The sequence below is a fragment of the Streptomyces sp. NPDC053426 genome (genome assembly GCF_055585405.1).
The window spans coordinates 89,669-114,368 of record NZ_JBVJKE010000014.1; the positions used below are offsets into that span (position 1 = coordinate 89,669).

Genomic DNA, 24,700 nt, shown 5'->3' on the forward strand with positions numbered 1-24,700 from the left:
AAGTCGGTGTCCATGAGCGAACAGAACAAGAACGCGCAGCAGAAGACCACCTCCGCCCGGTCCGCCGCGACCAAGGCCCGGGAGACCGCGGACAAGGCGACCGCCCCCGCCGCCGGCAAGGCCGCTGACGCGGCGTCGACGGCCGCGTCGGGCGCCGAGCGCGCGGCCCGGGCGGCGAGCGGCGCCGCGCAGACCGCGGCCAAGGGGGTCGAGGCGGGCCGCCGCGCGGTCGTCGCCACCTCGGGCCAGGTCGCCGCCGGCGCCAAGACCGCCTGGACGGCGATGGCCAACCGCAGGCTCGTCGCCGCCGGTGCCGCGGCCGGCCTGACCGCGCTGACCGCCGCCTCCTACGCGGTGGGCCGGCGCGCCGAACGCCACACCCACGGCCCCCTCACCCGGATGACCGGCGGCCGGATCTGACACCGGGACGGCGGGGCGGGACGGCGCGGAGCCGGGCCCCACTCGCGCGGTGCGGCCCCGAAGAGGAAAGATGTCTCCGCAAGCGAAGAATCAACCCCTGCGGAGGAGTGGGCACATGCAGCACGAGCGAGCGGGCGGCCCGGCCGGCCCCGAGGATCTCGTCGACGTCGCTCGGCTGGTCACGGCGTACTACGCACTGCACCCCGACCCCGAGGACCCCGGGCAGCGCGTCGCCTTCGGGACGTCGGGACACCGCGGCTCGTCCCTGACGGCCGCGTTCAACGAGGACCACATCGCCGCGACCAGCCAGGCCATCTGCGAGTACCGCGCGGGCCAGGGCACCGACGGGCCGCTCTTCCTCGGCGCCGACACCCACGCGCTGTCCGAGCCCGCGCGGGTCACCGCCCTGGAGGTGTTCGCGGCCAACGGGGTCACGGTGCTCATCGACAGCGCCGACGGCTACACCCCGACCCCGGCGGTCTCGCACGCGATCCTCACCCACAACCGGGGCCGCGCCACGGGCCTCGCGGACGGCGTCGTCGTCACCCCGTCCCACAACCCGCCCGCCGACGGCGGGTTCAAGTACAACCCGCCCAGCGGCGGCCCCGCGGGTTCGGACGCCACCGGCTGGATCCAGGACCGGGCCAACGACATCATCCGCGGCGGCCTCAAGGACGTCCGCCGCATCCCGTACGCCCGCGCCCTCGCCGCACCCGGAACCGGCCGCTACGACTTCCTCGGCACCTATGTCGCGGACCTGCCGAACGTGCTGGACCTGGACGCGATCCGCGCGGCCGGCGTACGGATCGGCGCCGACCCGCTGGGCGGGGCGTCCGTCGCGTACTGGGGCCGGATCGCCGAAGAGCACCGGCTCGACCTCACCGTGGTCAACCCGCTCACCGACCCGACCTGGCGGTTCATGACGCTGGACTGGGACGGGAAGATCCGGATGGACTGCTCCTCGCCGCACGCGATGGCGTCCCTCATCCGGCAGCGCGACCGCTTCGACATCGCCACCGGCAACGACGCGGACGCCGACCGGCACGGCATCGTCACCCCGGACGCCGGGCTGATGAACCCCAACCACTACCTCGCCACGGCGATCGGCTACCTCTACGCGCACCGCGAGCGGTGGCCGTCCGCGGCCGGCGTCGGCAAGACCCTGGTGTCCTCCGCGATGATCGACCGGGTCGCCGCCGACCTCAAGCGCGAACTCGTCGAGGTGCCCGTCGGTTTCAAGTGGTTCGTGGACGGACTGGCCGGGGGCACCCTCGGCTTCGGCGGTGAGGAGTCGGCCGGGGCCTCCTTCCTGCGCCGGGACGGCTCGGTGTGGACCACCGACAAGGACGGCATCATCCTGGCGCTGCTCGCCTCCGAGATCACGGCCGTCACCGGGAAGACGCCCTCCGCGCACTACGCCGCGCTCACCTCCCGCTTCGGCGAGCCCGCCTACGAGCGGATCGACGCCCCGGCGACCCGCGAGGAGAAGGCCCGCCTGGCGAAGCTGTCTCCCGCCCAGGTCACCGCGGACACCCTGGCCGGGGAGGCGGTCACCGCGGTGCTCACCGAGGCGCCGGGCAACGGCGCGTCCATCGGGGGCATCAAGGTGGCCACGGACAGCGCCTGGTTCGCCGCCCGCCCCTCCGGCACCGAGGACGTGTACAAGATCTACGCCGAGTCGTTCCAGGGACCCGAGCACCTGCGCCGGGTGCAGGAGGAGGCCAAGGCCGTGGTCCTCGCGGCACTGAGCGGCTGAGCCGCACCCCGCACGGGCACGCCCCGGTCACCCGCCACGGTGGCCGGGGCGCGTCAGCCGGTCCGGACGCCGGGGGCGGACGGGGCCGGGGAGGTGAGTTCCGGCGACAGGGACGTCGCCGTGGGCAGCTCCGCCGGCATCTCCTCCGACTGCTGCAGAACGGTGTCGCCGGGTGCCTCGGCCGGTGTGCCCGCACCGGTGGACAGCTGCGACCACGCGCCCAGCGCCAGGGCGATCGCGGCGGCCGTGCCCACCACGCGGCCGACACGGCGCAGCCTGGCGCGTCCGTCCATCTCCCGCCAGGACGGGCCGTCCCACGGATCGTCCGGCTGCCACAGATCACCGACCGCCTCGACGCCGGCGTCCCCCCGCGCCGCACCGCCGTCGGTGTGCGGCCGCGTCCGCTGCAGCGCGGAGGGCTCCCTGGGGGCGGTGGCCCGGATGGCGTGCTCGTCGTCGGTGAGGAACCGCTGCCAGACGTCCTCGGGCAGCGACGGTGTACCGTCCCGCTCCTTGGGCGTTCCGCCGTCGTCCGGCCTCTGCGCGGTCACGTCCGTTCATTCCCTTCGAGGATCCCGCCAGGATCATTGCACAGCGCAAAAACGAATGAACAGCGGCCCGCGGAACCGAACATACGGCTGAGACGGTGCGGTCCGGGTGCGGACTCGATCGGATAAAGGTCCGCCCGGGGGAGCACGGAGCGGCCGACCCTTGCATAGGCTAAAGGTGGGGGAGGGGCGTCTGCGGAGGAATCGGACGGCTCTCGAGTGCCCTCGACACCGCTGGAGCAGGACATGACCGACGAGAAACCGCCATCGAGCCGGTGGGCGCTGTCCGCGCTGTCCTGGATGCCGTTCGTGGTGATGGCGGTGATCGCGGTCGTCGACGTCGTGGCCGGTCCGGGAGTCGGACTGCTCCCCCTGGTGTCGCTGGGGCCGGCCTTCGCGGGCCTGGTCGGCGGCTGGCGCCGCACGGCGGTGATCGGCGTACTGGCGCTGCTGCTCTGCATCGGGCTGGGCCTGTACAACGAGCTGTTCCCGGCGCGCCGCGGCTACACCGCCATGGCGTCGGTCGCCGGGGTCACCGGCGTCGGTATCGCCGCCGCGGTGATGCGCTCGCGCCGGGAGGCGGAACTGGCCAGCGTGCGGTCGATCGCCGAGGTCGCCCAGCGGGTGCTGCTGCGGCCGGTGCCGCTGACCGCGGGGCCCGTGCAGGTGGCCGTCTCCTACACGTCCGCCGTCGCCGAGGCGCGGATCGGCGGTGACCTCTACGAGGTGGTGGCCTCACCGCACGGCGTCCGGGTCATCCTCGGCGACGTGCAGGGCAAGGGCCTGGCCGCCGTGGAGACGGCCGCCGTGGTCCTCGGCGCCTTCCGGGAGGCCGCCTACGACGAGCCGGACCTCGTCAAACTGGGCGAGCGGGTGGAGCGCAGCGTGGCCCGGGAGCTGGAGGGCGAGCGGTTCGTCACCGCGATCCTCGCGGAGATCGGCGCAGGACAGGAGGTCGTCCTCCTCAACTACGGCCATCCGGCCCCGATGCTGCTGCGCCGCGACGGCGGCACCGACTTCCCGGAGCCGCCGTCGTTCGCGCTGCCGCTGGGCCTGTCCGCGCACGGCGCCGAGGGACCGGAGCCCTACCGGGTGGCGTTCGCCCCGGGCGAGCAACTGCTGCTCTACACCGACGGCGTCACCGAGGCCCGAGACCGGGACGGGCGCTTCTACCCGCTGGGCGAGCGCACGCACCTGCTGAAGGAACCCGACGCGCACCACGCCCTGGAGGCCCTGCGCGAGGACCTGGTCCAGCACGCGGGAGGACCGCCCGGCGACGACGCCGCGATGCTCCTCCTGCGCTACCACCGCCACCAGGACGTGGAGTCCGCGCCCACCGGGTGAACGGCCGGCGATCACCGCGAGGTACAAAGGACACATGCATCGGGAGGAGCCCCCCGGCGGGGCCAGGGACGACGTCGAGGCGGTCACCCGTGCGGTGCTGACCGCCTCACGGCTGCTGGTGGCGGTGTCCGCGCGCTCCCTCGCCGCGGTCGAGGACCGGGTGACGCTGCCGCAGTTCCGGATGCTGATGGTGCTCTCCACCCGCGGCGCCACCAAGCTGGTCACGCTCGCCGACCTGCTCCACGTCGCCCCGTCCACCGCGATGCGCATGGTCGACCGGCTGATCGCGGCCGGCCTCGCCGACCGGCAGACCAACCCCGCCAACCGCCGGGAGACCCTGCTGCGGCTCACCGACGAGGGCCGGCACACGGTCGAGGACGTCACCGCGCGGCGCCGCGCCGAGATCGCCGCGATCGTCGAGCGGCTGGGCCCACGACAGCGGGCGGCACTGGTCGGCGCCCTCACCGCGTTCAACGAGGCCGGCGGCGAGCCCCCCGTCACCGAACCGCAGCCGTACCCGCTCGGGTGGGCGGTGGACGACGGACCGTGACCGGCGCCGCCCAAATCTGCATGTTAGATTCGCATTTGAAAGGCGGCGCGGACGGCCGCCGCGTCCACGCACCCGGGACGGTGACACCCCATGACCTCAGAAAGCATCGGCGATTGCGGCGAGGACGTTCCGCTCCCGCGGGTCCTGTGCGACACGGCCGCCCTGGCCGCCCTCGACGGCGCGTCCGCCGGCGCCCTGTGGCGGCTCGCCGAGCCGGGCCGCCAGCTCGACGCCAACGTCGTACGCATCCCGCCCGGACAGGAGGTCGGCACCCACCGCGAGCCCGACCTCGACGTCCTCCTGCTGGTCCTCGCCGGCCACGGCACCCTCACCGCCCCCGACGGCCCCCGCCCCCTCCCCGCGGGCACCCTGACCTGGCTCCCGCACGGCTCCACCCGGAGCCTCACCGCCGGCCCCGAGGGCCTGACGTACCTGACCGTCCACCGCCGCCGCCCCGGCATGCGGATCCAGCGCCGGGACCCGGCACTTGAACAACCGTGATCATCGCGGCCACAAACTGATAACAGCGGACAACTACTGAACGGCTTGTGCGGTCTAGGCCGCTATGAAGATCTCTTTTCTGATCCACAACGCCTATGGGATCGGAGGCACGATCACCACCACGTTCAACCTGGCGGCCGCGCTGGCCGAACGGCACGAGGTGGAGATCGTCTCGGTGCTGAGGCACCGGGAGCACCCCAATCTCACTCCGCACCCCGGAGTACGGCTGCGGGCGTTGGTGGATCTGCGGAGGGAGGAGGACCACCCGCTGCACGGCAGACCCGCCAAGGTGTTCCCCGCCGCCGAGTACCGCCACCACCAGTACAGCGAACTGACGGACCAGCGGATCGCCGAGTGCCTGGCGGACATCGACGCCGACGTCGTCATCGGCACCCGGCCGGGGCTCAACGTGCACCTCGCCCTCCAGGCCCCGGAGCACGTCGTACGCGTCGGCCAGGAGCACCTCACCCTCGACAACCACCCGCCCGCGCTGCGCACCGCGCTGCGCCGCGCCTACCGCGGGCTCGACGTGCTCACCACCGTCACGGAGGCGGACGCCGGCTCCTACCGGCGCAAGATGCGGCTGCCCGGCGTGCGGGTGGAGGCCCTCCCCAACAGCGTCCCCGACCCCACGCTCCCCACCGCCGACGGCACCGCCAAGGTCGTGGTGGCGGCCGGCCGGCTGGTCCCCGTCAAGCGGTTCGACCTGATCATCGAGGCGTTCGCCCGGGTGGCCGCCGAACACCCCGACTGGCAGCTGCGCATCTACGGCAAGGGCGAGGAACAGGACCGGCTGCGCGCCCTGATCGAGAGCCTCGGCCTGTGGAACAACGTCTTCCTCATGGGCGCGGCGATCCCCATGGAGGCCGAGTGGGTCAAGGGCTCGATCGGCGTGGCCGCGTCGAACTTCGAGCCGTTCGGCATGACCCTCGTCGAGGCGATGCGCTGCGGACTGCCCTTCGTCAGCACCGACTGCCCCTACGGGCCCGGCGAGATCATCAAGGACGGCGAGGACGGCCGGCTGGTGCCGGTCGGGGACGGCGCGGCCTTCGCCGCGGCCCTCCTGGACCTGGTACGCGACGACGAGCGCCGCCGCCGCATGGGCGAGGCGGCCGTGGCCAACGCCCACCGGTTCGCCCCCGGCCCGGTCGTCGCCCACGCCGAGCGTCTCTTCCAGGACGCGATCGAGGCCCGGAGCGGCGGACGGCACGGCACCCCGGAGCACGGCGGAATCCAGCACACCCTCGTCAGCCGGGGCCACGCCGCCCGCGACCTCGCCCACGCCGCCGCGTCGAACGCGCTGCGCACCGTACGGAAGGGACGCCGATGAACACGGCCCCGCGCACCCACTGTTCCATCGACGCCGACGGCCGGATCACCTTCCGCCTGAGGCCGCCGGAGGCCACGCACCCCCGGCTGCTGCTGGTGCTGCGCCCCAAGAAGGGCCGGCCCGAGGAGACGACCCGCACCCTCGACCTCGAACCCCACGGCGACGACGGTGAGTTCCGCGCCGTGCTGGAGGCGCTGCCCCGGCTCGCGGAGGGCCGCTGGGACACGTATCTGCTGAGCGGCCCGGACGCCGGACGGGAGCGGCTGCGCCCCGGCCCGCGGGACCTGCGGGCGCTCGTCGACGGCGGCTCGCGCGAGCGGCCGTCACCGGTGGCCGTCCGGGTGCCGTACACCACCAAGGACGGCTTCCTCGCGATACGGACCTGGCTGCGCACCGCCCACGCGGAGGCGGGCCCCGTGGAGATCGCCGACGGGACGATGACGGTCCGCGCCCGTCTGCACGGAACCGAACTCTCCGAAGGGGCTCAGGCGGTGCTGCGGTTGCGCGGCACCAAGGACACCCTGCACGGCGTCCCGGTACGGCCGGCGGAAGGCGGCGGCTTCGCCTTCACCGTCGCCTGCGAGGACCTCGTGGCCTCCGACAGCCGGATCTGGGACGTCTTCCTCCGTCCCGCCGCCGACGCACCGCTCACCAGGGTCGGCCGCCTCCTCGACGACGTGGCGGACCGCAAGGCGGTGTTCGTCTACCCGAGGATCACCGCGGGCGGGTCCGCGGTCCGCCCCTACTACACCGTCGACAACGACCTCGCCGTCGAGGTGACCGCCCTCGGCTGAACGGCCGGATCCCCTCACCGCCCGAGTCCTTCCGCGGGCCCCGCCCTTGGCGGCACTCGGCGACCGGACCGTCCGGACACGTCGGTGAGAACGGCGACGCTCCCGATCGCTTCGCGGGAGGGAGCGCGCCGGGAGTCCGCCCGCTGCGCGGATGGCGACCGCGCGAATCGCAGGACGTTGCCGTCCGGGTCGACGACCCGCATCGTCGGCCCACCGGGCGCGTCCGGGCCGGTTCACGGTCGCACCGGCGCGTTCGGACGGGTGAGCAGTTCCTCGTGCGGCGCGGAAACGTCACGCACCGGGAACCGGGCCACGCCGTGCGGGCTGCCGGCGCCGTGACGCTCACGTGCACGGGGCGGGCACGTCCTCCACCCGCCCGGGCACCTTCACCCGCTCCCACCGCCGGTTCGGCCTCTGCGCCACCGGCCGGCCCGTCACCCGCCTGCCCTTGGCGTTCGGCTTCGGCGAGCCGTCCGGACGACACTCCGGCACACGGCCGGTCCCGATGACGCGGAAGCCCTAGCGCACATGCTTCCCGCGCCGGCCCGGCTCACCGAATCCGGAGCCGAACCGGGCGACTTCGGCCTTGGCGAAGCCCTGCGGCGCCTGCTGCGGTCATCATGGGATTCCTGCCCGCCGCGCTGCCGCTCACCCTCGCCTTCACCCTGTTCCAGCGCTTCTGGCGCGGCGGTCCGACCGCCGACGCCGCGAAGTGTCCCGCCCGCACAAGGAGTTGCCCGCCGCCATGACCGAGCCCACGCCCGGCCCCCGCCCCCGCGCCGCACTGGCCATGTCCCCGGACGTCGCCTCGGCGGTCCTCGACGCCGAGTCGCTCGCGGCCCTCGCCGCGCTGTGCGACCTCGCACCGCTCCCGGTCCTGGACGACCTGACCACGCCCCGCGCCCGCACCGTGCTCGCCGACGTCGAGCTGCTGATCACCGGCTGGGGCTGCCCGCCCCTGGACGCGGACGTGCTGCGGACGGCGCCCCGGCTGCGGGCCGTCGTGCACACCGCGGGCAGCGTACGCGGCCATGTCACCGACGCCTGCTGGGAACGCGGCATCGAGGTGTCCTCCGCCGCCGCGGCCAACGCCGTCCCGGTCGCCGAGTACACCCTCGCCATGATCCTGCTCACCGGCAAACAGGTCCTGGAGAGCGCGCGCGACTACCGCGCCTCGCGCACCCGGCCGGACTGGCTGCGCACCTCCCGCTCGGTCGGCAACCACCACCGCACCGTCGGCATCCTGTCCGCCTCCCTCATCGGCCGCCGGGTCATCGACCTGCTGCGCCCGCACGACGTCGACGTGCTGCTGTACGACCCGTTCGTCGACGAGGCGGGGGCGAGGGAACTCGGCGTCGAACGCGTCGGCCTGGCGGAGCTGTTCCGGCGCGGCGACACCGTGAGCGTGCACACCCCGCTGCTGCCCGAGACCCGCGGACTGGTCAGCGGTGAACTGATCGACTCCATGCGCCCCGGCGCCGTACTGATCAACACCGCGCGCGGCGCGGTCGTCGACCAGGACGCGCTCGCCGACGCCGCGCTGGCCGGCCGCATCCGCGCCGTGCTCGACGTGACCGACCCCGAAGTCCTGCCGCCCGAGCACCCGTTGTGGGAGTGCGACAACGTTCTCCTCACCCCCCACCTCGCCGGCTCCCAGGGCAACGAGTGGCGCCGGCTGGCCGCTCTCGCCCTCTCCGAGACCGCGCGCTGGGCCTCCGGAGAGGGCTTCCTCCATCCCGTACGACGCGAAAGGCTGGCCTTCCTGGCATGAGCATCCCCTTCGAACTGCCCGCCGACGACCACGATGTCAGCCCCCGCACCGGATACACCCGCGCCCACTGGGAGGCCGTGGCCGACGGACTCCTCGCGGCGGCCTGGCGCTGGAGCACCCCCGGCTGCGCACTGCTCGACCTGCCGGGACGCCCCTCCCGCTCGGGAGTGCGCTCCGACGGACTCGAAGGCTACGCCAGGACGTTCCTCGCCGCCGCCTTCCGCGTCGCGGGCTCCGGCGGGGACGACCCGCACGGACTGCTGGAGCGGTACGCGAACGGACTCGCCGCCGGCACCCGCACCCCCGGCCGCGACGACACCGAGTCCTGGCCGCTGATCCTCGACCACGACGTACAGGGCCAGCCCATGGTCGAGTCGGCGTCCGTCGCGCTCGGCCTGCGGCTCACCGCGCCCTGGCTGTGGAAGCACCTCGACCCCGGTGTGCAGGAGCGCGCGGAGGAGTGGCTGCGGGGCGCGCTGCGGCACACCCCGGCACCCAACAACTGGTACCTCTTCCCGTACACGGTCGCCGGGTTCCTGGAGTCCGTCGGGCGCGGCGACGCCGAGACGGCTGCCGCGCGGCAGCGGGCGCTGGAACTGCTGGAGGGCTGGTACCGGGGCGACGGCTGGTACGCCGACGGGGACGGACGCGCCTTCGACCACTACAACGGCTGGGCCCTGCACCTCTATCCGGTCCTCGACGCCCATCTCGCGGGCGATGGTGAGGCGTCGGCCCTTCACGGCGAACGGCTGCGCGCCCATCTGGAGGGCTACGCCCTGATGTTCGGCGCGGACGGGGCGCCGCTGCACTTCGGCCGGTCACTGACGTACCGCTTCGCCGCCTCGGCGGCCGTCGCGCTGGGCGCCGTCACCGGGCACACCCCGCTGACCCCGGGCGCCTCCCGCCGCATCGCGAGCGGCAGTCTGCGCCACTTCCTGGACCGGGGCGCGCTGACCGCCGACGGCCTGCTCGGCAGCGGCTGGTACGGCCCGCACGAGGCCAGTCTGCAGAGCTACTCCGGACCGGCGTCACCGTACTGGGCGTCCAAGGCCTTCGTCGCGCTGCTGGCCCCCGCCGGCCACGCGTTCTGGACGGCCCGCGAGGAGCCGGCACCGGTGGAGGAGTCCGACCGCGTGCTGGCGCTGCCGGCGCCGGGGCTGCTCGTCCAGGCGACCCGCGCCGACGGGATCGTACGGCTGCACAACCACGGCAGTGACCATGTGCGCCCGCACGAGGGCGAGACGGCGGACGGGGACGACCCGCACTACGGGCGTCAGGCCTACTCCACCCGCACCGGCCCCACCGCACCCGGGAACGTCGCCGACAACCACCTGTCGGTGGAGACCGGCGGCCGGTCCAGTGTGCGCCGCCGCGTCCACCCCCTGGGCGCGGGGCACGGTGACGGCTGGGGCTGGGCGGCATCGTGGCACCGCCCCGTGTTCGCCGGCGGTCCGCCGATGGTCCCGGGTCTGCGGGTGGAGAGCGTGACGGTGGCACACGGCCGTCACGAGCTGCGCGTGCACCGCGTCGTGGGGGCGCCGGAGGGATCCCGCCTCACCCACACCGGCTGGGCCACCGGCCCCGAGGAGCCGCTGACCTCCGCCCTGTACGGCCTGCACGGCTGGGACGACCCGTCCCCCGGTCTGGTCCGCGCCCCCCAGGGCACGGCCTGGACCCGCTGGGCCCGTGTCCCGCGCCTCACCGGCGGGTGCGCGGGCACCTCCGTGCACATCGCCCTGGCCTCCCTCACGGCGGACGCGGACGCCGCGCCCCTGGCGGAGGCCGTCGAGGAGGTCCGGGTGGACGACGGGACGGTCGAGGTCGTCTGGGCCGGCGGCGCGGCCCGTACCCGGATCACCTTCGAGACGGTGGAGGTGCGTCACACGGAGCGGTGAGCGGCCGGGACGACGTCAGGACCGCGTGTCGTCGTCGGCCTTCGGGGCCTGCTCGGTGCTGTCGGGCGTGGTGTAGAAGACCGACGAACCCTGCTTGGTGCGCTGGGCCTGGTTGCGGGCGACCAGGCCCTCCAGGGTGCTGCGCACGACCGTGGTCTTGACGGCGCGCTCGGGGTGGGCCTGTTCGAGCGCGCCGGCGATCTCCGCCGCCGAGCGGGGCTCGCTCTGTTCACCCAGGTGCCGGCGGACGAGCTCGACCAGCTTGGGCCCGTCCGCCTTCGCGGCGGGCGGCTTGCGCGTGGACTTCCCCGACGCGGCGGACTTCCCGGACGTGGTGCGCGCGGCGGCCGTCTTCCTCGTCCGCTTCGGCTTCTCCGCGCCCGGCTTGGCGCCCGGCTCGGCCTCCGACTTGGCCTCCGACTTGGTGCCGCCCCTCCTGCGCGGCGCCGGCACGGTCGCACCGTCCGGCACCGTGTCGGCCTCCGGCGCGTCCGCCGGCTGCGACGTGCCCACGGCCTCCGGCGTGCCCGCGGGCTCGGCGGGTGACCGGACGAGGCCCAGTGCCTGCTGCATGTTCACCAGAACGGTGTGGTCGTGCTGAAGCACGGTCAACTGCTCCTGCAGCGCGGCGATCTCCGCCGTGACCCGCTCCTGCTCCTTGACGTTGCGCTCCAGATCACTCGCGACCTGAGCGGAGTACTGCGACGTGAGGTCGGTGGCCGCGGTCGAGTTCTCGGACATGGCGGTGCCCCTTTCTGCCCGTTGGTTCCCTCGGTGGCCAGCCATGGTACGGCCGAGCGCGGTTGACCGTTTCTTCTGTGCGGTCATCGGTTGACGTTCTCACGCGGCACGAGGGACGGCGCGACCCCGAAGAACGTTGTGTGCACGCCATTGACAAGAGGGGCGTGAGCCGGAAACTTCAATCCGGAACGCGCAAGAAATCAACTACCCAACGCAAAAGCTGTACTTGACCATGGCAATCCATGGCAGGAGCACCGACTGCCTGGTTGGCCACCCGCCCCAGCACCCGCCGTGGAACGAGGACTTCATGAGACGGAAGCGCTTCGGCCTACGGACGATCACCGGCCTGCTCCTGGCCGGCCTGGTCGCCGTCGGCCTCCAACCCGGTACGGCCACCGCCGCGTCGAAAGCGGTCCGTGGCCCCAACATGGCGCTCGGCAAGAGCGTCACGGCCGGCGGCTCCCACGCCGGCTACCCCGCCGCCAACGTCACCGACGGCAGCCAGCTGAGCTACTGGGAGGGCCCGGCAGGGGCCTTCCCGCAGTGGATCCGCGTCGACCTGGGCGGCACCGTCGAGGCCGGGCAGGTCGTCCTCGAGCTGCCCACCGCCTGGGAGGCCCGTACCCAGACCCTCTCCGTCGAGGGCAGCACCGACGGCTCCTCCTTCACCGCGCTGTCCGGGTCCGCCGCCCACCGCTTCGACCCCGACGGCGGCAACACGGTCACCGTGGACTTCCCCGCCCGCGACGTGCGCCACATCCGCGTCCAAGTGAGCGCCAACACCGGCTGGAACGCCGCCCAGTTGTCGGAGATCGAGGTCTACGGCGACGACGACGGCGGCGATCCGGAGGAACCACCGGTCGACGGCACCAACCTGTCGCTCGGGAAGCCGATCGAGGCCTCCTCCACAATTCACTCGTTCGTGGCGACCAACGCCAACGACGGGCAGGTGGGAACCTACTGGGAGTCCAGCGGCCACCCCGCCGCCCTCACGGTCGAACTGGGTGCCGCCGCGGACCTCAGCGGTGTCGTCGTCAGGCTCGACCCCGACGCCGCCTGGGCGAAGCGGACCCAGAGCATCGAAGTCCTGGGCAGGGAACAGGCGTCGGACGGCTTCACCTCGATCAAAGCCCGCGCCGACTACACCTTCGACCCCGGTGCGGGCGCCAACACCGTCACCATCCCGGTCACCGGCCGCTACGCCGACGTGCGGCTGAGGTTCACGCACAACTCCAGCGGATACGGCGCCCAGGTGGCCGAGTTGCAGGTCATGGGCGCCGCCGCCCCCAACCCCGACCTGGTCGTCTCCGACCTCACCTGGACGCCCGCGTCCCCGACCGAGACGGACGCCGTCACCGTCCGCGCGACCGTGCGCAACGCCGGGACGGCCGCGTCCGCCGCCGCCACGGTCGCCGTCAGCCTGGAGGGCACCGTTGCGGGCAGCGCACCCGTCGGAGCGCTCGCCGCGGGCGCCTCGACGACCGTCTCCGTGGACGTGGGCGAGCGCGCCCGGGGCAGTTACACCGTGTCCGCCGTGGTCGACCCCACGGACACCGTCCCCGAGCAGGACGACACCAACAACAGCCGCACCGCGACCGACAAGCTGACCGTCGCGCAGAGTCCGGGCCCCGACCTGGAGGTGACCGGCATCAAGACCGACCCGGCGAGCCCCGCCACGGGCGCGTCGGTGTCCTTCACCGTCTCCGTGCGCAACCGGGGCACCTCACCGGCCGCCGCCGGCTCCGTGACCCGTCTCGCCGTCGGCGGCAGGACCCTCGACGGAGCCACCGGGACGATCGCCGCGGGCGCCACCGCCGAGGTCGACATCAGCGGCACCTGGACCGCCACCGGCGGCGCCAGTGTCCTCACCGCCACCGCGGACGCCACGGACACCGTCGACGAGACCGACGAGAACAACAACATCCTCACCCGCTCCGTCGTCGTCGGCCGCGGCGCCGCCGTGCCGTACACCGAGTACGAGGCGGAGGACGGCACCTACCGGGGCACGCTCCTCACCGCCGACGCCAAGCGGACCTTCGGCCACACCAACTTCGCCACCGAGTCCTCCGGACGCGAGTCGGTCCGCCTCGACACCACCGGCCAGTACGTGCAGTTCACCTCCGACAACCCGGCCAACTCGATCGTCGTACGCAACTCGATCCCGGACGCGCCGGGCGGGGGCGGCACCGAGGCCACCCTCAGCCTCTACGCCGACGGCGAGTTCGTGCAAAAGCTCGGCCTCAGCTCCAAGCACAGCTGGCTGTACGGCAACACTGACGCCCCCGAGGGGCTCACCAACACCCCGGGGAGCGACGCCCGCCGCCTGTTCGACGAGTCCCACGCGCTGCTCGGCGCCACCTACCCGGCGGGCACCGTCTTCCGGCTCCAGCGCGACGCCGACGACACCGCCGCCTTCCACATCGTCGACCTGGTCGACCTGGAACAGGTGGCACCGCCCTCCGCCAAGCCGGCCGGATGCGTCTCCATCACCGAGTACGGGGCCGTCCCCAACGACGGCATCGACGACACCGACGCCCTCCAGCGCGCCGTGACCGCCGACCAGAGCGGGCGGATCGACTGCGTGTGGATCCCGCCGGGCCAGTGGCGCCAGGAGCAGAAGATCCTCACCGACGACCCGCTGAACCGCGGCCAGCACAACCAGGTCGGCATCCGCGACGTCACCGTCCGCGGCGCCGGCATGTGGCACTCCCAGCTCTACACGCTGACGCCACCGCACCAGGCGGGCGGCATCAACCACCCCCACGAGGGCAACTTCGGCTTCGACATCGACGACAACACCCAGATCTCGGACATCGCCATCTTCGGCTCGGGCACCATCCGCGGCGGCGACGGCGGAGCCGAGGGCGGGGTCGGCCTCAACGGCCGGTTCGGCAAGGACACGAAGATCAGCAACGTGTGGATCGAGCACGCCAACGTCGGTGTCTGGGTGGGCCGCGACTACAGCAACATCCCCGAGCTGTGGGGTCCGGCCGACGGACTGCGATTCAGCGGCATGCGGATCCGCAACACCTACGCGGACGGCATCAACTTCGCCAACGGAACACGTAATTCAGAGGTGGAGAACTCGTCGTTCCGCAACACCGGCGACGACGCGCTCGCGGTGTGGGCCAGCAAGTACGTCAAGGACCCGTCGGTCGACATCGGCCATGACAACCACTTCCGCAACAACACCGTCCAACTGCCCTGGCGCGCCAACGGCATCGCCGTCTACGGAGGCTACGGCAACACCATCGAGAACAACCTCGTCCACGACACGATGAACTACCCCGGCATCATGCTGGCGACCGACCACGACCCGCTGCCCTTCTCCGGGCAGACCCTCATCGCCAACAACGGCCTGTACCGCACCGGCGGCGCCTTCTGGAACGAGGACCAGGAGTTCGGGGCGATCACCCTGTTCGCCCAGGGTCTGGACATCCCGGGCGTGGTCATCCGTGACACCGACATCCACGACTCCACCTACGACGGCATCCAGTTCAAGTCGGGCGGGGGAGCGGTGCCGGACGCCCGGATCACGGGCGTCACCATCGACAAGTCCAACAACGGCTCCGGCATCCTCGCCATGGGCGGCGCCCGCGGCAGCGCCACGCTGACGGACGTCACCATCACCGGTTCGGCCGAAGGGGACGTACTGATCGAACCCGGCTCGCAGTTCGTGATCAACCGGTAGCGCCACCCCCGCGCGCCGCTCCGTCCGGCGGGCCCGTACTCCACTCGGAGTGCGGGCCCGTCACCCGGACGGCCCCCTCCCCGAGCTCCTCCCGGGCAGCGCAGATGGGGGACTTCGGCGGACTCGCGCGGGGAGCTGACGCGATTCCGGGAAGTCGAAGTCAGGCTGAGGACATGGCTTCATCGATCGACTGCCCGCCCCGTCCGCGTCACCGTGCTCCGTACCGTGTCCTCGTCCGTGCGCGTGGCCGGGCGGTGCCGGCGGCCGTCGCCCTCGCCGTGCTGACGGCCCTGAGCGGATGCGGATCGGACACCGGGACCACGGCGCGGGACACCCCGGCGGCCACCGCACCGGCGGGCGGCGCACCGGGCACGGCCCACACCGCGCCCGGCACCGCCGACGCCACGCCGGGCCCCGCCGGCGCCGCACAGAACCGGCCCGGCGCCGCGGCGCGGACACGATCGCCCGCCCGGATCCCCGGCCTCGGCCCCCGGACCCGGGCGTGGATCCCCGCGAACGCCCGCCAGGTGGTCGTCGTCACCGGCCGCGGCAAGGACGCCAACCGCTCGGAGGTCGTGCTGTACCAGCACACCGGCTCCGGATGGGAGGGCGGACCGGCATGGCCCGCGCACAACGCCCTCAGGGGCTGGACCGACGACCACTGGGCGGGCGACCTCCGCTCACCCATCGGCGTGTTCACCCTCACCGACGCCGGAGGGCTGCTGCCCGATCCCGGCACCGAGCTGCCGTACGACCGGTCGGAGGGGTTCGCGGTCGACGGCACCGGCTTCGAGGGCGAGCCGCTGGAAGGCTCCTTCGACTACGTCATCGCCATCGACTACAACCGCGAGCCGGGCACGTCCCCGCTGGACCTGACCCGCCCGCTCGGCGCCGACCGGGGCGGCGGCATCTGGCTGCACGTCGACCACCAGGGGCCCACCCAGGGCTGCGTCAGCCTCTCGGAGCGTCACATGGAGGAACTCCTGCGCACCCTCGACCCGGACCGGCACCCGGTGATCGTCATGGGCGACGCCGACTCGCTGAGCCGGTGAGCGGCCCGCCCGGCCGCACGGGTCAGTCCCCGTCCCGGGGCCGGCCGTCCTCGTCCCGCGGGGGCCGGGCCGACACCTCCCCCGCGGTCAGATGCTCCAGCACCTCGACCAACTCCTGACAGGCCCGTTCCACGGAGCGCCGCGTATTGCGCTGCTCGGCGATCACCGCCGACAGCAACAGCGCGGTCAGCGCCAGCGCCCCGTTGAACGCGTGCAGATTGACCAGGACCTCCACCTCGGTCAGCCGTTCGAACGGCCCGACGCGATCGGTCGCCGCGATGGTGGCCATGACGGACGCGAACAGGGCGCACACCATGCTGCCCCCGAGCTGGAACCGCAGGGCCGCCCAGATCAGCAGCGGGTAGATGGCGAACAGCAGACTGGCCGGGCTGCGCGTCGCCAGCGGCACGAGGACGCCCGCGGTCACCGCCAGTCCCACCACCTCCTTCCACCTCGACCAGTGCACCGGCGCGCGCACGCGGTACAGCACGCGGTACAGCGTGAGCAGCACCGGGGCGACGAGCAGTACGCCCATCGCGTCGCCCACCCACCACGCCAGCCACACCACCCAGAGGTTCCGCACCGGAAGGTCGCCCGTGGCCACGAGGAGGGCGGCGCCGGTGCTCGCGCTGATCAGCATCGCCGAGAAGGCGCCGAGGAACACCAGAGAGAGACAGTCCCGTAATCGGGTGAGATCGATGCGGAAGCCCACCCTGCGGAGCAGGAGGTACCCGCACACCGGCGCGGCGGTGCTGCCGACGAGGACGCCCAGCGAGGACAGCCGCAGCGAGGTGAGGTGCATGAGGATCAGCAGGGCGCCGAGTGCGATGCCCACCCAGCAGCGCAGCCCGAAGACCAGCAGACAGGCGACGGCCACTCCCGTCGGCGACCAGATGGGTGAGACCACCGCACCGCCGATGTGGAGCTCGCGCAGCAGCCCCAGCCGTCCCCCCGCGTAGTAGCAGGCGGCGACGGCCAGCGTCTCGAGCACGAAGACAGCCGGTGTACGAAGGTCCTGGCGAGCCACCACACAAGTCATCAGACACCGAGGCCGCCGCGTCGGCGAGGCGAGACGCGCGGGCCTGCGGCCCTATGGCCGAGTGGCCGGTCCGTCGTGCCCGATCACCATGACGGCCGCGTCGTCGTCGTGCCCCACCCGCTCCGCCTGCTTGATCACGGCGGCGGCGAGCGCGTCCGTGTCCATGCGCGCGACCGCGGCGATGCCCGCCAGCCGCACCACCTGGTCCAGCCCTTCGTCGAGCCGCATGGACGGTCCCTCCACCACCCCGTCGGTGAGCATCACGAACACCCCGCCCGTGTCCAGCCGGTAGCGGGTGACGGGATAGACCGCCCCGGACAGGATCCCCAGCGGAGGGCCTCCTTCGTCCTCGGTCACCCCGGACCGGCCGTCCGCGGTGGCCCACACGCACGGCAGATGGCCGGCCCGTGCGCTCTCCAGCAGCCGGGTGGCCGGGTCGAGCCGCATGAAGGTGCAGGTGGCGAAGAGATCCGAGCTGAGGGACAGCAGCAGTTCATTGGTCCGGGCGAGGAGCTCGCCCGGTTCGCTGTCGACGGAGGCGAGCGCCCGGAGCCCGACCCGGACCTGCCCCATGAAGGCGGCCGCCTCGATGTTGTGCCCCTGGACGTCGCCGATCGACAGACCGATCCGGCCGTCGGGCATGGTGAAGGCGTCGTACCAGTCACCGCCGACATTGAGCCCCTGGTACGCGGGCGAGTACCGCACGGCCAGCCGCACACCGTCGGCGACGGGCAGCCCCCTCGGCAGCATGCCGCGCTGCAGGGCGATGGCCAGCTCGACCCGGGAACGCTGCACCTCCGCCTGCGCACGCGCCTGTGCCGTCAGCGTTCCGAGCCTGACCAGAAGCTCGTCGCCGTCGTCCGTGGAGCCGGTGCGGGACATGGATCACTCACTCGGACGAGGGCACCCGCACGCGCGGCAGCCACCCTCGGTGGACAAAGCTCTCATTCATATATGCAAAGGATGATAGTCGGAAGCGATTCGGCCGGGCCAGTCCATGTCCGGAGGGGCCGTCACGTCCGCGGTGAACGTGGCGGCCCCTCCGCGCTCGTCACACCCCGTCACCTGTGCGGCCGGGTGCCGGACGGCCTGTGGGCGCGGTGCGGGATCAGCCCAGGGGCAGGGGAGCGGGACCCGCCGGGTCGGCCCCCACGACGCCGAAGTCGTCGGCGTGCTCCGGCGCGAAGCGCTCCCAGCCGCCGGCGACGTCGTCCGAGCGGGCGCGCGGCATCCCCTGGTGGTCGCCGGTCTGGTTGATCCCGGTGCTGACGAAGAGGCCGCCGGCCGCGGACCGGAGCGCCACCGTCTTTCCGCCGTCACGGGTGCGGAGAGCGAACTGTTCCCGTCCGCCCACCTCGTCACCGCGCGCCCGCAGCTTTCCCTGCCGCGCGCCGACGGCGTCCACACGGGTCTCGACGGCGTCACGGCGGGTCTCCCCGGAACCGAAACACCCGCCCTGCCGGGAACGGCCGGCGGCGGCGACGAGCGCGTCGCCGCCGGCGCCCGTGCGGACCGCCGGGCCGCCCTCGGCCTCATGCGCGAGGCGCATCCCGGACTGCGGGCGAATCCCTGCCTCCGGTCGATCGGCCTCCGAGCGCCGGGGCGCCGCGGTCCCGCGAGCACACCCGCTCGCGGGACCGCGGCGTACCGGGAGCCGTGACCGGCGGTGGCTACCAGGGGGGTGTGGCCGCCACCTGGCCTCCCCAGGATTCCCTGCGGTCGCCCTCCGTCCTCTCCCACCACCAGTGCTCGAGCGTTCCGTCGGCCGCCGCCCCGTACACATGCTGTACGTCGCCGACCACGTGTGCCACCGGGTCGGAGCGCACCGTCCCGGGCAGCACCGCGTACCGCACGCTGTAGGACGGGTCCCACCACCAGTGGGCGAGGGTGTCGTTCGCGGTCCGCGCGAAGACGTGCCGCTGGGAGCCGTGGACGAAGGCGACCGGACGGCCGCCCAGGGGCTCCGGCGTGGACCACGTCTCCCGCTCGACGACCTGCGCGGCGGCCTCCCGTGACCAGTGCGCGAGCCTGCCGTCGGCGTCACCGGCGAACACGTGCTGCTGCCCCTCGTGGACGAACGCCGTCGGCGTGCCCCGTACGGTGCCTCCCCAGGACTCGTGCCGCACCCCGGGACCCTTCGTCCACCACCAGTGGTGGAGCGCGCCGTCGGTACCGGCCGCCCACACGTGCTGCTGGGTGCCGTACACCACGGCGACCGGGTCACCGGCCAGGGAGCCGGGGGCCGCCCAGGTCTGCCGGCGCAGTTCGCCGCTGCCCTCGTCCCAGAAGCTGTGCAGCAGCCTGCCGTCGACCGCCCGTACGAACGCATGCTGCTGACCGGGGGTCACCAGGGCCGTGGGTGCCCCGGCCACCGTGCCGGCCGGCAGCCAGGTCTCCTGGACCACCGCTTTGGCGGCCGTGTCCCAGAAGCGGTGCTGGAGGCTGCCGTCGGTGCCCCGCACCAGCGTGTGCTGCTGGGTGCCGTACGGGAACGCCACCGCCTCACCGGCGACGCCGGAGCCCCAGGTGCCGCGCTTGACCGTGCCGTCGGCCTCCTCGAACCAGTGGCCGAGACCGCCGGCCGGGGTGGGGGCGAACAGGTGGAGCTGGTTGGGCGAGCCGGTGGGGAGCGCCCCGGTGTACTGGCCGGCGGTCAGGGTGCCGGCGTCGTCCGGCCGGTCGAGGTCCGCCTCGGTGAAGCCCGCCCACTTGATGAACTGGTGCTGGGCGGTGGTCCCCCCTTCGTACAGGATGCCGTACCGCCCGCCGGTCAGATCGACCATGTCGGAGTAGGCGGAGATGCCGTCCGTCACCAGCGCGCCCTGTGCGGGGGTCTGCCAGGTGAGGCCGCCGTCGAAGGAGGAGCGGATGGTCAGGCCCCTGCGTTCGTCGGTGTCGGCGGGCGCGGCCAGCAGCACCCGGTCGTAACCGTCCCGGTCCTCGGCGCGTACGGCCAGTGTGGAGGCCTGCACACCCGTGCGGGGCAGTTGCAGGGGTTCCAGCGGCGCGAAGTCCGCCTCGAAGGTCAGCCCCTGGTCGCGGGAGACCGCGTACGCGGCCCGCACGGTGTCGGTGCCCTCCTCGTTGCGGGCCACCGCCATCAGGCTTCCGTCCGCACGCTCGAAGACGCTCAGCTCCTGGACGCCGAGCTCGGGTTCGGCGCCGTGGGAGGAGGCGCCGGACTGCCAGGTGCGGCCCCCGTCGTCACTGTGGATCAGGGCGCCGCCCTTCGGGTCCTGCAGGTGCCGGCCCGGCGCGATCCGGTAGCCCATGCCGGCCACCAGGCGTCCGGCGTGCGCGCCCCGCGTCAGCATGATGCCGTGCGAGGGACCGACGCCGAGTTGCCCCTCGCCGAGCGCCCCCCACTCCGGCTTCCACACGGCGGACGTGATGTCCCTCGCCGCTCCCCAGCTCAGGCCGTCGTCCGTGCTCGTCCGTACGTGGACGCGCCGGTAGTTCTCGGCGTACAGCAGGACGATGTCGCCGTTCCCGGTGTTCACGATCGGGGTCGCGTTGTGCGGGAAGGCCAGGCCGCTCGCGTCCTGTCTGCTCGCGGTCACCACGGTCAGCGGACTCCAGGTCGCGCCGTCGTCGGTGGACCGCTTCAGGACGAGGTCGATGCGGCCGCTGTCGCCGCAGTCGTCGTTGCGCGCCTCGGCGAAGGCCAGGAGCTTTCCGCTGCCGGCGCGGACCACGGCGGGGGCGCGGAAGCAGGAGTAACCCGACTCGCCCGAGGCGAAGACCGTTCCGTGCCCGCCCGGCACGGCGCCGACCGGCACCGTTTCGAGGGGCGTCGCGCGCGGGCCCGTGCCCAGGGCGGCTCCTCCCCAGAGCACCGCCAGAACCGCCAGAACCGTCAGTACGGCCGTCAGAAGTGTGCCCACTCCGGCCGGGCGTCTTTTCTCGTTGGCCGGGTGTCTTTTCTCGCCGCCCCCGGCCGCTGTGCCGTCGGACATCCCATGCCTTCCGTGTGATCGACAACGGTCGTCAGTCTGTCGATTCGCCGCCCGGTTGTCAGCCGGGTCGGGGAACCGGAACCGGTTCCGGGCGACTCCGCCACCGCCACGGTGAACGCACCCTTGCGAACGCGAAACCGCTGGTTGAACGGTGGTTCGCCCGGTGTCCGGGAAGGGGGCGCGGCGACGCGCCGGTGGCGCCGGACGAGGACCGGGGCGGTCGCGAGAGGGCCCTTGAAGTCGTGGCAGCGGCGCGTCCCGGCCGGCGGTCAGGAGGGGCACGGACCTCGTCCTCGGGCCTGCGCGGCCGGGACCGGACGACGAAGGAGACCCCGGCCCGGAGCGAGGCGGCGGCGTCGGCGCGGGAGACCGTCCCGGAGCCGGCAGCCGGCCGGAAGTCCTGTCGCCCGGCGGGTCCTTCGTCGCGCCGAAGACCTTCGCACGCGCCGGGACGCCGCCGTCCGCCGGCGCCGCGAGCCCGGCCCGGACCTGCTTCAGGCCCGTCCGGCGGCCCCGGGGCACCCGAGGCACCCGGGGCCGATCGGCGGGAAGCCCGCGTCCCGGCCCACGGCCGAGTGGACGCCGGACGTGTCCGCGGTCGCGTCCGCCGCCCGGCGGCGGACCTGCTCCTCCACCCGCACCGGCGACGAGGGCGAGGCCGGCGCCACACCCCCGGGCCGGTCGCACCGTACGGAAAACGGCCCGCGAGGCACGGGTCTAGGCTGTGCCCATGGAGCAGCGGGAGATCATGCAGCGGGGTGTGGGGATCCTGACCGAGGCCCTCGAGATGCGACGGCGGCTCCGCGCGGACCCGGACGCCGACGTGTCGGGGAGCGGGGCCGTCGCCCAGCTCCTGGAGGAGATGCTGCCGCGGATCCAGCTCCCGGCCGACGCGAGCGCGCGCGAGGTGGCGGACATCGTCACCGAGAAGCTGGGCCCGGCCATCGTGCAGATCACCTCCGCGCTCACCTTCGCCTTCGTCCAGCTCGCCGAGGTCCACGACGAGGGCCGCACCGACGTCTCCTCCGCCGACGTCCTGCGCTCCATCTCCCTGCACTACGAGACGGGCGGCAAGGGGTAGCTCCGGGGCGAAGGGGCCGGGGGCCATGGGGTGACGCCGCGGTCCGCGGCCTCTCGTGAGAGGCCCGGAGCGGACGGGTGACGCGCGCGCACTTGACGCCGTACGCGCCAGTAGCGATCCTCACCCCATATCTTTGCGCCGGGCATGACAACTCCACGACGGAGGGACGTGCGTAATGACCACGTACCGCACCCGACGACACCTCGGAGTCGTATCGCTGCTCCTCCTCGTGCTGGCCGCGGCCCTCGTGCCCACGCCCAGTTCCGCCGCCGGCGGCGACTGGTGGGATCCGGTCGCCCGGCCCGCGCCCGACTCCGGGATCGGTGTCACCGGGGAGCCGTTCAAGGGCACGAACGCCGCCGGCGAGGTACGCGGGTTCGTCGACGCGCACAACCACATCATGTCCAACGAGGCGTTCGGCGGCCGGCTCATCTGCGGCAAGGCCTTCTCCGGGAAGGGGATCGCCGACGCGCTCAAGGACTGCCCCGAACACTACCCCGACGGCTCGCTCGCCGTCTTCGACTTCATCACCAACGGCGGTGACGGCAGGCACGACCCGGTCGGCTGGCCCACGTTCGAGGACTGGCCCGCGCACGACTCCCTGACCCACCAGCAGAACTACTACGCCTGGATCGAACGCGCCTGGCGCGGCGGACAGCGCGTCATGGTCAACGACCTCGTCACCAACGGCGTGATCTGCTCCGTGTACTTCTTCAAGGACCGCAGCTGCGACGAGATGACCTCCATCCGGCTGCAGGCGAAGCTGACGTACGACATGCAGGCCTACATCGACGGGATGTACGGCGGGCCGGGCAAGGGCTGGTTCCGGATCGTCACCGACAGCGCGCAGGCCCGTGACGTCATCGCGCAGGGCAAGCTCGCGGTCGTCCTCGGCGTCGAGACCTCCGAACCGTTCGGCTGCAAGCAGGTCCTGGACATCGCGCAGTGCGACAGGGCCGACATCGACGCCGGACTGGACGAGCTGTACGCACTCGGCGTGCGCAGCATGTTCCTGTGCCACAAGTTCGACAACGCGCTGTGCGGCGTGCGCTTCGACGAGGGCGCGCTCGGCACGGCGATCAACGTCGGGCAGTTCCTGTCCACCGGCACCTTCTGGCAGACCGAGACGTGCGCCGGGCCCCAGCACGACAACCCCATCGGTCTGGCGTCCGCGCCCCAGGCCGAGCAGAAGCTCCCCGCGGGCGTCGAGGTCCCGTCGTACGACGAGGACGCCCGGTGCAACGTGCGCGGGCTCACCGAACTCGGCGAGTACGCCGTGCGCGGCATGATGGAACGCAACATGATGCTCGAGATCGACCACATGAGCGTCAAGGCGACCGGGCGGGTGCTCGACATCTTCGAGGCCGCGTCCTACCCCGGCGTGATCTCGTCGCACAGCTGGATGGACCTGGACTGGACCGAGCGGGTCTACGGCCTCGGCGGGTTCGTCGCCCAGTACATGCACGGCTCGGAGGGCTTCGTCGCGGAGGCGGACCGCACCGAGGCGCTGCGCGACGAGTACGGCGTCGGCTACGGCTACGGCACGGACATGAACGGCGTCGGCGGCTGGCCGGCCCCGCGCGGCGCGGACGCGCCCGACGCCGTCACCTACCCCTTCCGCAGCGTCGACGGCGGCTCCGTGCTCGACCGGCAGACCACCGGCGAACGCACCTGGGACCTGAACACCGACGGAGCCGCGCACTACGGCCTGGTCCCCGACTGGATCGAGGACATCCGGCGCGTCGGCGGGCAGCACGTGGTGGACGACCTCTTCGAGGGCGCCGAGTCCTACCTCGACACCTGGGGCGCCTCCGAGCGGCACCGGGCCGGGGTGAACCTCGCCGACGGCGCCCCGGCCACGGCCAGTTCGGCGGAGTGGAACCCGTTCACCAGCTACGCGCCCGGCCGGGCCGTGGACGGCGACCGGGGCACCCGCTGGGCCAGTGACTGGAGCGACGACCAGTGGCTGCGCGTCGACCTCGGCGCCACCCACCAGGTCGGGCGCGTCACCCTGGACTGGGAACGCGCGTACGGCACGTCGTACCGCGTCGACCTCTCCACCGACGGCACCAACTGGCGCACCGCCTGGTCCACCACCTCCGGCGACGGCGGCCTGGACACGGCCGTGTTCACCCCCGCGCCGGCCCGCTACCTCCGCGTGCGGTTCCTGGACCGGGGGACCGAGTGGGGGTACTCGGTCCGCGAGGTCGGCGTCCACGGCCGCTGACGCG

20 protein-coding genes are annotated in these 24,700 nt (G+C 73.1%); 14 read left to right on the forward strand and 6 right to left on the reverse strand.

Annotated features, from left to right (window positions below; genetic code table 11):
• The first annotated feature begins 12 nt into the window (after nt 1–12).
• Nucleotides 13–420 (forward strand): hypothetical protein, encoded by a 408-nt coding sequence (locus ACZ62B_RS27015; protein WP_344560150.1) that lies wholly within the window; start codon nt 13–15, stop codon nt 418–420.
• A 115-nt stretch (nt 421–535) separates the two neighbouring features.
• Nucleotides 536–2,176 carry a phosphoglucomutase (alpha-D-glucose-1,6-bisphosphate-dependent) gene (gene pgm, locus ACZ62B_RS27020; protein WP_344560151.1) on the forward strand — a complete coding sequence of 547 codons (1,641 nt, stop codon included), beginning with the start codon at nt 536–538 and terminating at the stop codon, nt 2,174–2,176.
• Between the two features lie 53 nt (nt 2,177–2,229).
• On the opposite strand, the gene ACZ62B_RS27025 is transcribed toward pgm, so the two are convergent.
• Complete coding sequence (locus ACZ62B_RS27025) at nt 2,230–2,727, reverse strand: hypothetical protein (RefSeq protein WP_468723602.1); 498 nt, start codon at nt 2,725–2,727, stop codon at nt 2,230–2,232.
• A 243-nt stretch (nt 2,728–2,970) separates the two neighbouring features.
• Here ACZ62B_RS27025 and ACZ62B_RS27030 point away from each other — a divergent pair, with 243 nt between their 5' ends.
• From ACZ62B_RS27030 to ACZ62B_RS27065, 8 genes are all read left to right on the forward strand, one after another.
• Entirely contained in the window at nt 2,971–4,068 is a 1,098-nt protein-coding gene (locus tag ACZ62B_RS27030; RefSeq protein WP_468723604.1) for a PP2C family protein-serine/threonine phosphatase, read from the forward strand.
• Nucleotides 4,069–4,102: 34 nt separating this feature from the next.
• The gene (locus ACZ62B_RS27035; RefSeq protein ID WP_344560154.1) at nt 4,103–4,618 is read left to right on the forward strand and encodes a MarR family winged helix-turn-helix transcriptional regulator; all 516 of its coding nucleotides are present in this window, start codon (nt 4,103–4,105) and stop codon (nt 4,616–4,618) included.
• A 90-nt stretch (nt 4,619–4,708) separates the two neighbouring features.
• Entirely contained in the window at nt 4,709–5,119 is a 411-nt protein-coding gene (locus ACZ62B_RS27040; RefSeq protein ID WP_468884475.1) for a hypothetical protein, read from the forward strand.
• A 64-nt stretch (nt 5,120–5,183) separates the two neighbouring features.
• Nucleotides 5,184–6,449, forward strand: coding sequence for a glycosyltransferase family 4 protein (locus ACZ62B_RS27045; protein WP_469692342.1), 1,266 nt, complete (start codon nt 5,184–5,186; stop codon nt 6,447–6,449).
• Entirely contained in the window at nt 6,446–7,243 is a 798-nt protein-coding gene (locus ACZ62B_RS27050; RefSeq protein WP_468723609.1) for a transferase, read from the forward strand. Before ACZ62B_RS27045 ends, ACZ62B_RS27050 begins: the two co-directional genes overlap by 4 nt.
• Before the next feature lie 620 nt (nt 7,244–7,863).
• The gene (locus tag ACZ62B_RS27055) at nt 7,864–7,992 is read left to right on the forward strand and encodes a hypothetical protein (protein ID WP_344560158.1); all 129 of its coding nucleotides are present in this window, start codon (nt 7,864–7,866) and stop codon (nt 7,990–7,992) included.
• On the forward strand, nt 7,989–9,014 hold the full coding sequence (locus tag ACZ62B_RS27060; RefSeq protein ID WP_468884472.1) for a hydroxyacid dehydrogenase: 1,026 nt from the start codon (nt 7,989–7,991) through the stop codon (nt 9,012–9,014). Before ACZ62B_RS27055 ends, ACZ62B_RS27060 begins: the two co-directional genes overlap by 4 nt.
• Nucleotides 9,011–10,909, forward strand: coding sequence for a DUF2264 domain-containing protein (locus tag ACZ62B_RS27065; RefSeq protein ID WP_468723613.1), 1,899 nt, complete (start codon nt 9,011–9,013; stop codon nt 10,907–10,909). The genes ACZ62B_RS27060 and ACZ62B_RS27065 overlap by 4 nt, the downstream gene beginning before the upstream one ends.
• A 15-nt stretch (nt 10,910–10,924) precedes the next feature.
• On the opposite strand, the gene ACZ62B_RS27070 is transcribed toward ACZ62B_RS27065, so the two are convergent.
• Entirely contained in the window at nt 10,925–11,650 is a 726-nt protein-coding gene (locus tag ACZ62B_RS27070) for a hypothetical protein (RefSeq protein WP_469692344.1), read from the reverse strand.
• Nucleotides 11,651–11,957: 307 nt separating this feature from the next.
• Here ACZ62B_RS27070 and ACZ62B_RS27075 point away from each other — a divergent pair, with 307 nt between their 5' ends.
• Nucleotides 11,958–15,341 carry a CARDB domain-containing protein gene (locus tag ACZ62B_RS27075; protein WP_468884463.1) on the forward strand — a complete coding sequence of 1,128 codons (3,384 nt, stop codon included), beginning with the start codon at nt 11,958–11,960 and terminating at the stop codon, nt 15,339–15,341.
• 173 nt (nt 15,342–15,514) lie between these two features.
• On the forward strand, nt 15,515–16,393 hold the full coding sequence (locus ACZ62B_RS27080; RefSeq protein ID WP_468884460.1) for a L,D-transpeptidase family protein: 879 nt from the start codon (nt 15,515–15,517) through the stop codon (nt 16,391–16,393).
• Between the two features lie 22 nt (nt 16,394–16,415).
• Here ACZ62B_RS27080 and ACZ62B_RS27085 read toward each other — a convergent pair whose 3' ends face one another.
• The 4 genes from ACZ62B_RS27085 to ACZ62B_RS27100 form a co-directional block, all read right to left on the reverse strand.
• On the reverse strand, nt 16,416–17,432 hold the full coding sequence (locus ACZ62B_RS27085) for an MASE1 domain-containing protein (RefSeq protein ID WP_468723621.1): 1,017 nt from the start codon (nt 17,430–17,432) through the stop codon (nt 16,416–16,418).
• Nucleotides 17,433–17,483: 51 nt separating this feature from the next.
• On the reverse strand, nt 17,484–18,314 hold the full coding sequence (locus ACZ62B_RS27090) for a PP2C family protein-serine/threonine phosphatase (protein WP_344560165.1): 831 nt from the start codon (nt 18,312–18,314) through the stop codon (nt 17,484–17,486).
• Nucleotides 18,315–18,540: 226 nt separating this feature from the next.
• The gene (locus tag ACZ62B_RS27095) at nt 18,541–18,981 is read right to left on the reverse strand and encodes a fascin domain-containing protein (protein ID WP_469692347.1); all 441 of its coding nucleotides are present in this window, start codon (nt 18,979–18,981) and stop codon (nt 18,541–18,543) included.
• A gap of 121 nt (nt 18,982–19,102) precedes the next feature.
• Complete coding sequence (locus tag ACZ62B_RS27100) at nt 19,103–21,316, reverse strand: exo-alpha-sialidase (RefSeq protein WP_469692349.1); 2,214 nt, start codon at nt 21,314–21,316, stop codon at nt 19,103–19,105.
• Nucleotides 21,317–22,118: 802 nt separating this feature from the next.
• Here ACZ62B_RS27100 and ACZ62B_RS27105 point away from each other — a divergent pair.
• Nucleotides 22,119–22,469 carry a hypothetical protein gene (locus ACZ62B_RS27105; RefSeq protein WP_344560168.1) on the forward strand — a complete coding sequence of 117 codons (351 nt, stop codon included), beginning with the start codon at nt 22,119–22,121 and terminating at the stop codon, nt 22,467–22,469.
• Nucleotides 22,470–22,644: 175 nt separating this feature from the next.
• Entirely contained in the window at nt 22,645–24,696 is a 2,052-nt protein-coding gene (locus ACZ62B_RS27110) for a galactose-binding domain-containing protein (protein ID WP_469692350.1), read from the forward strand.
• The last annotated feature ends 4 nt before the right edge of the window (nt 24,697–24,700 follow it).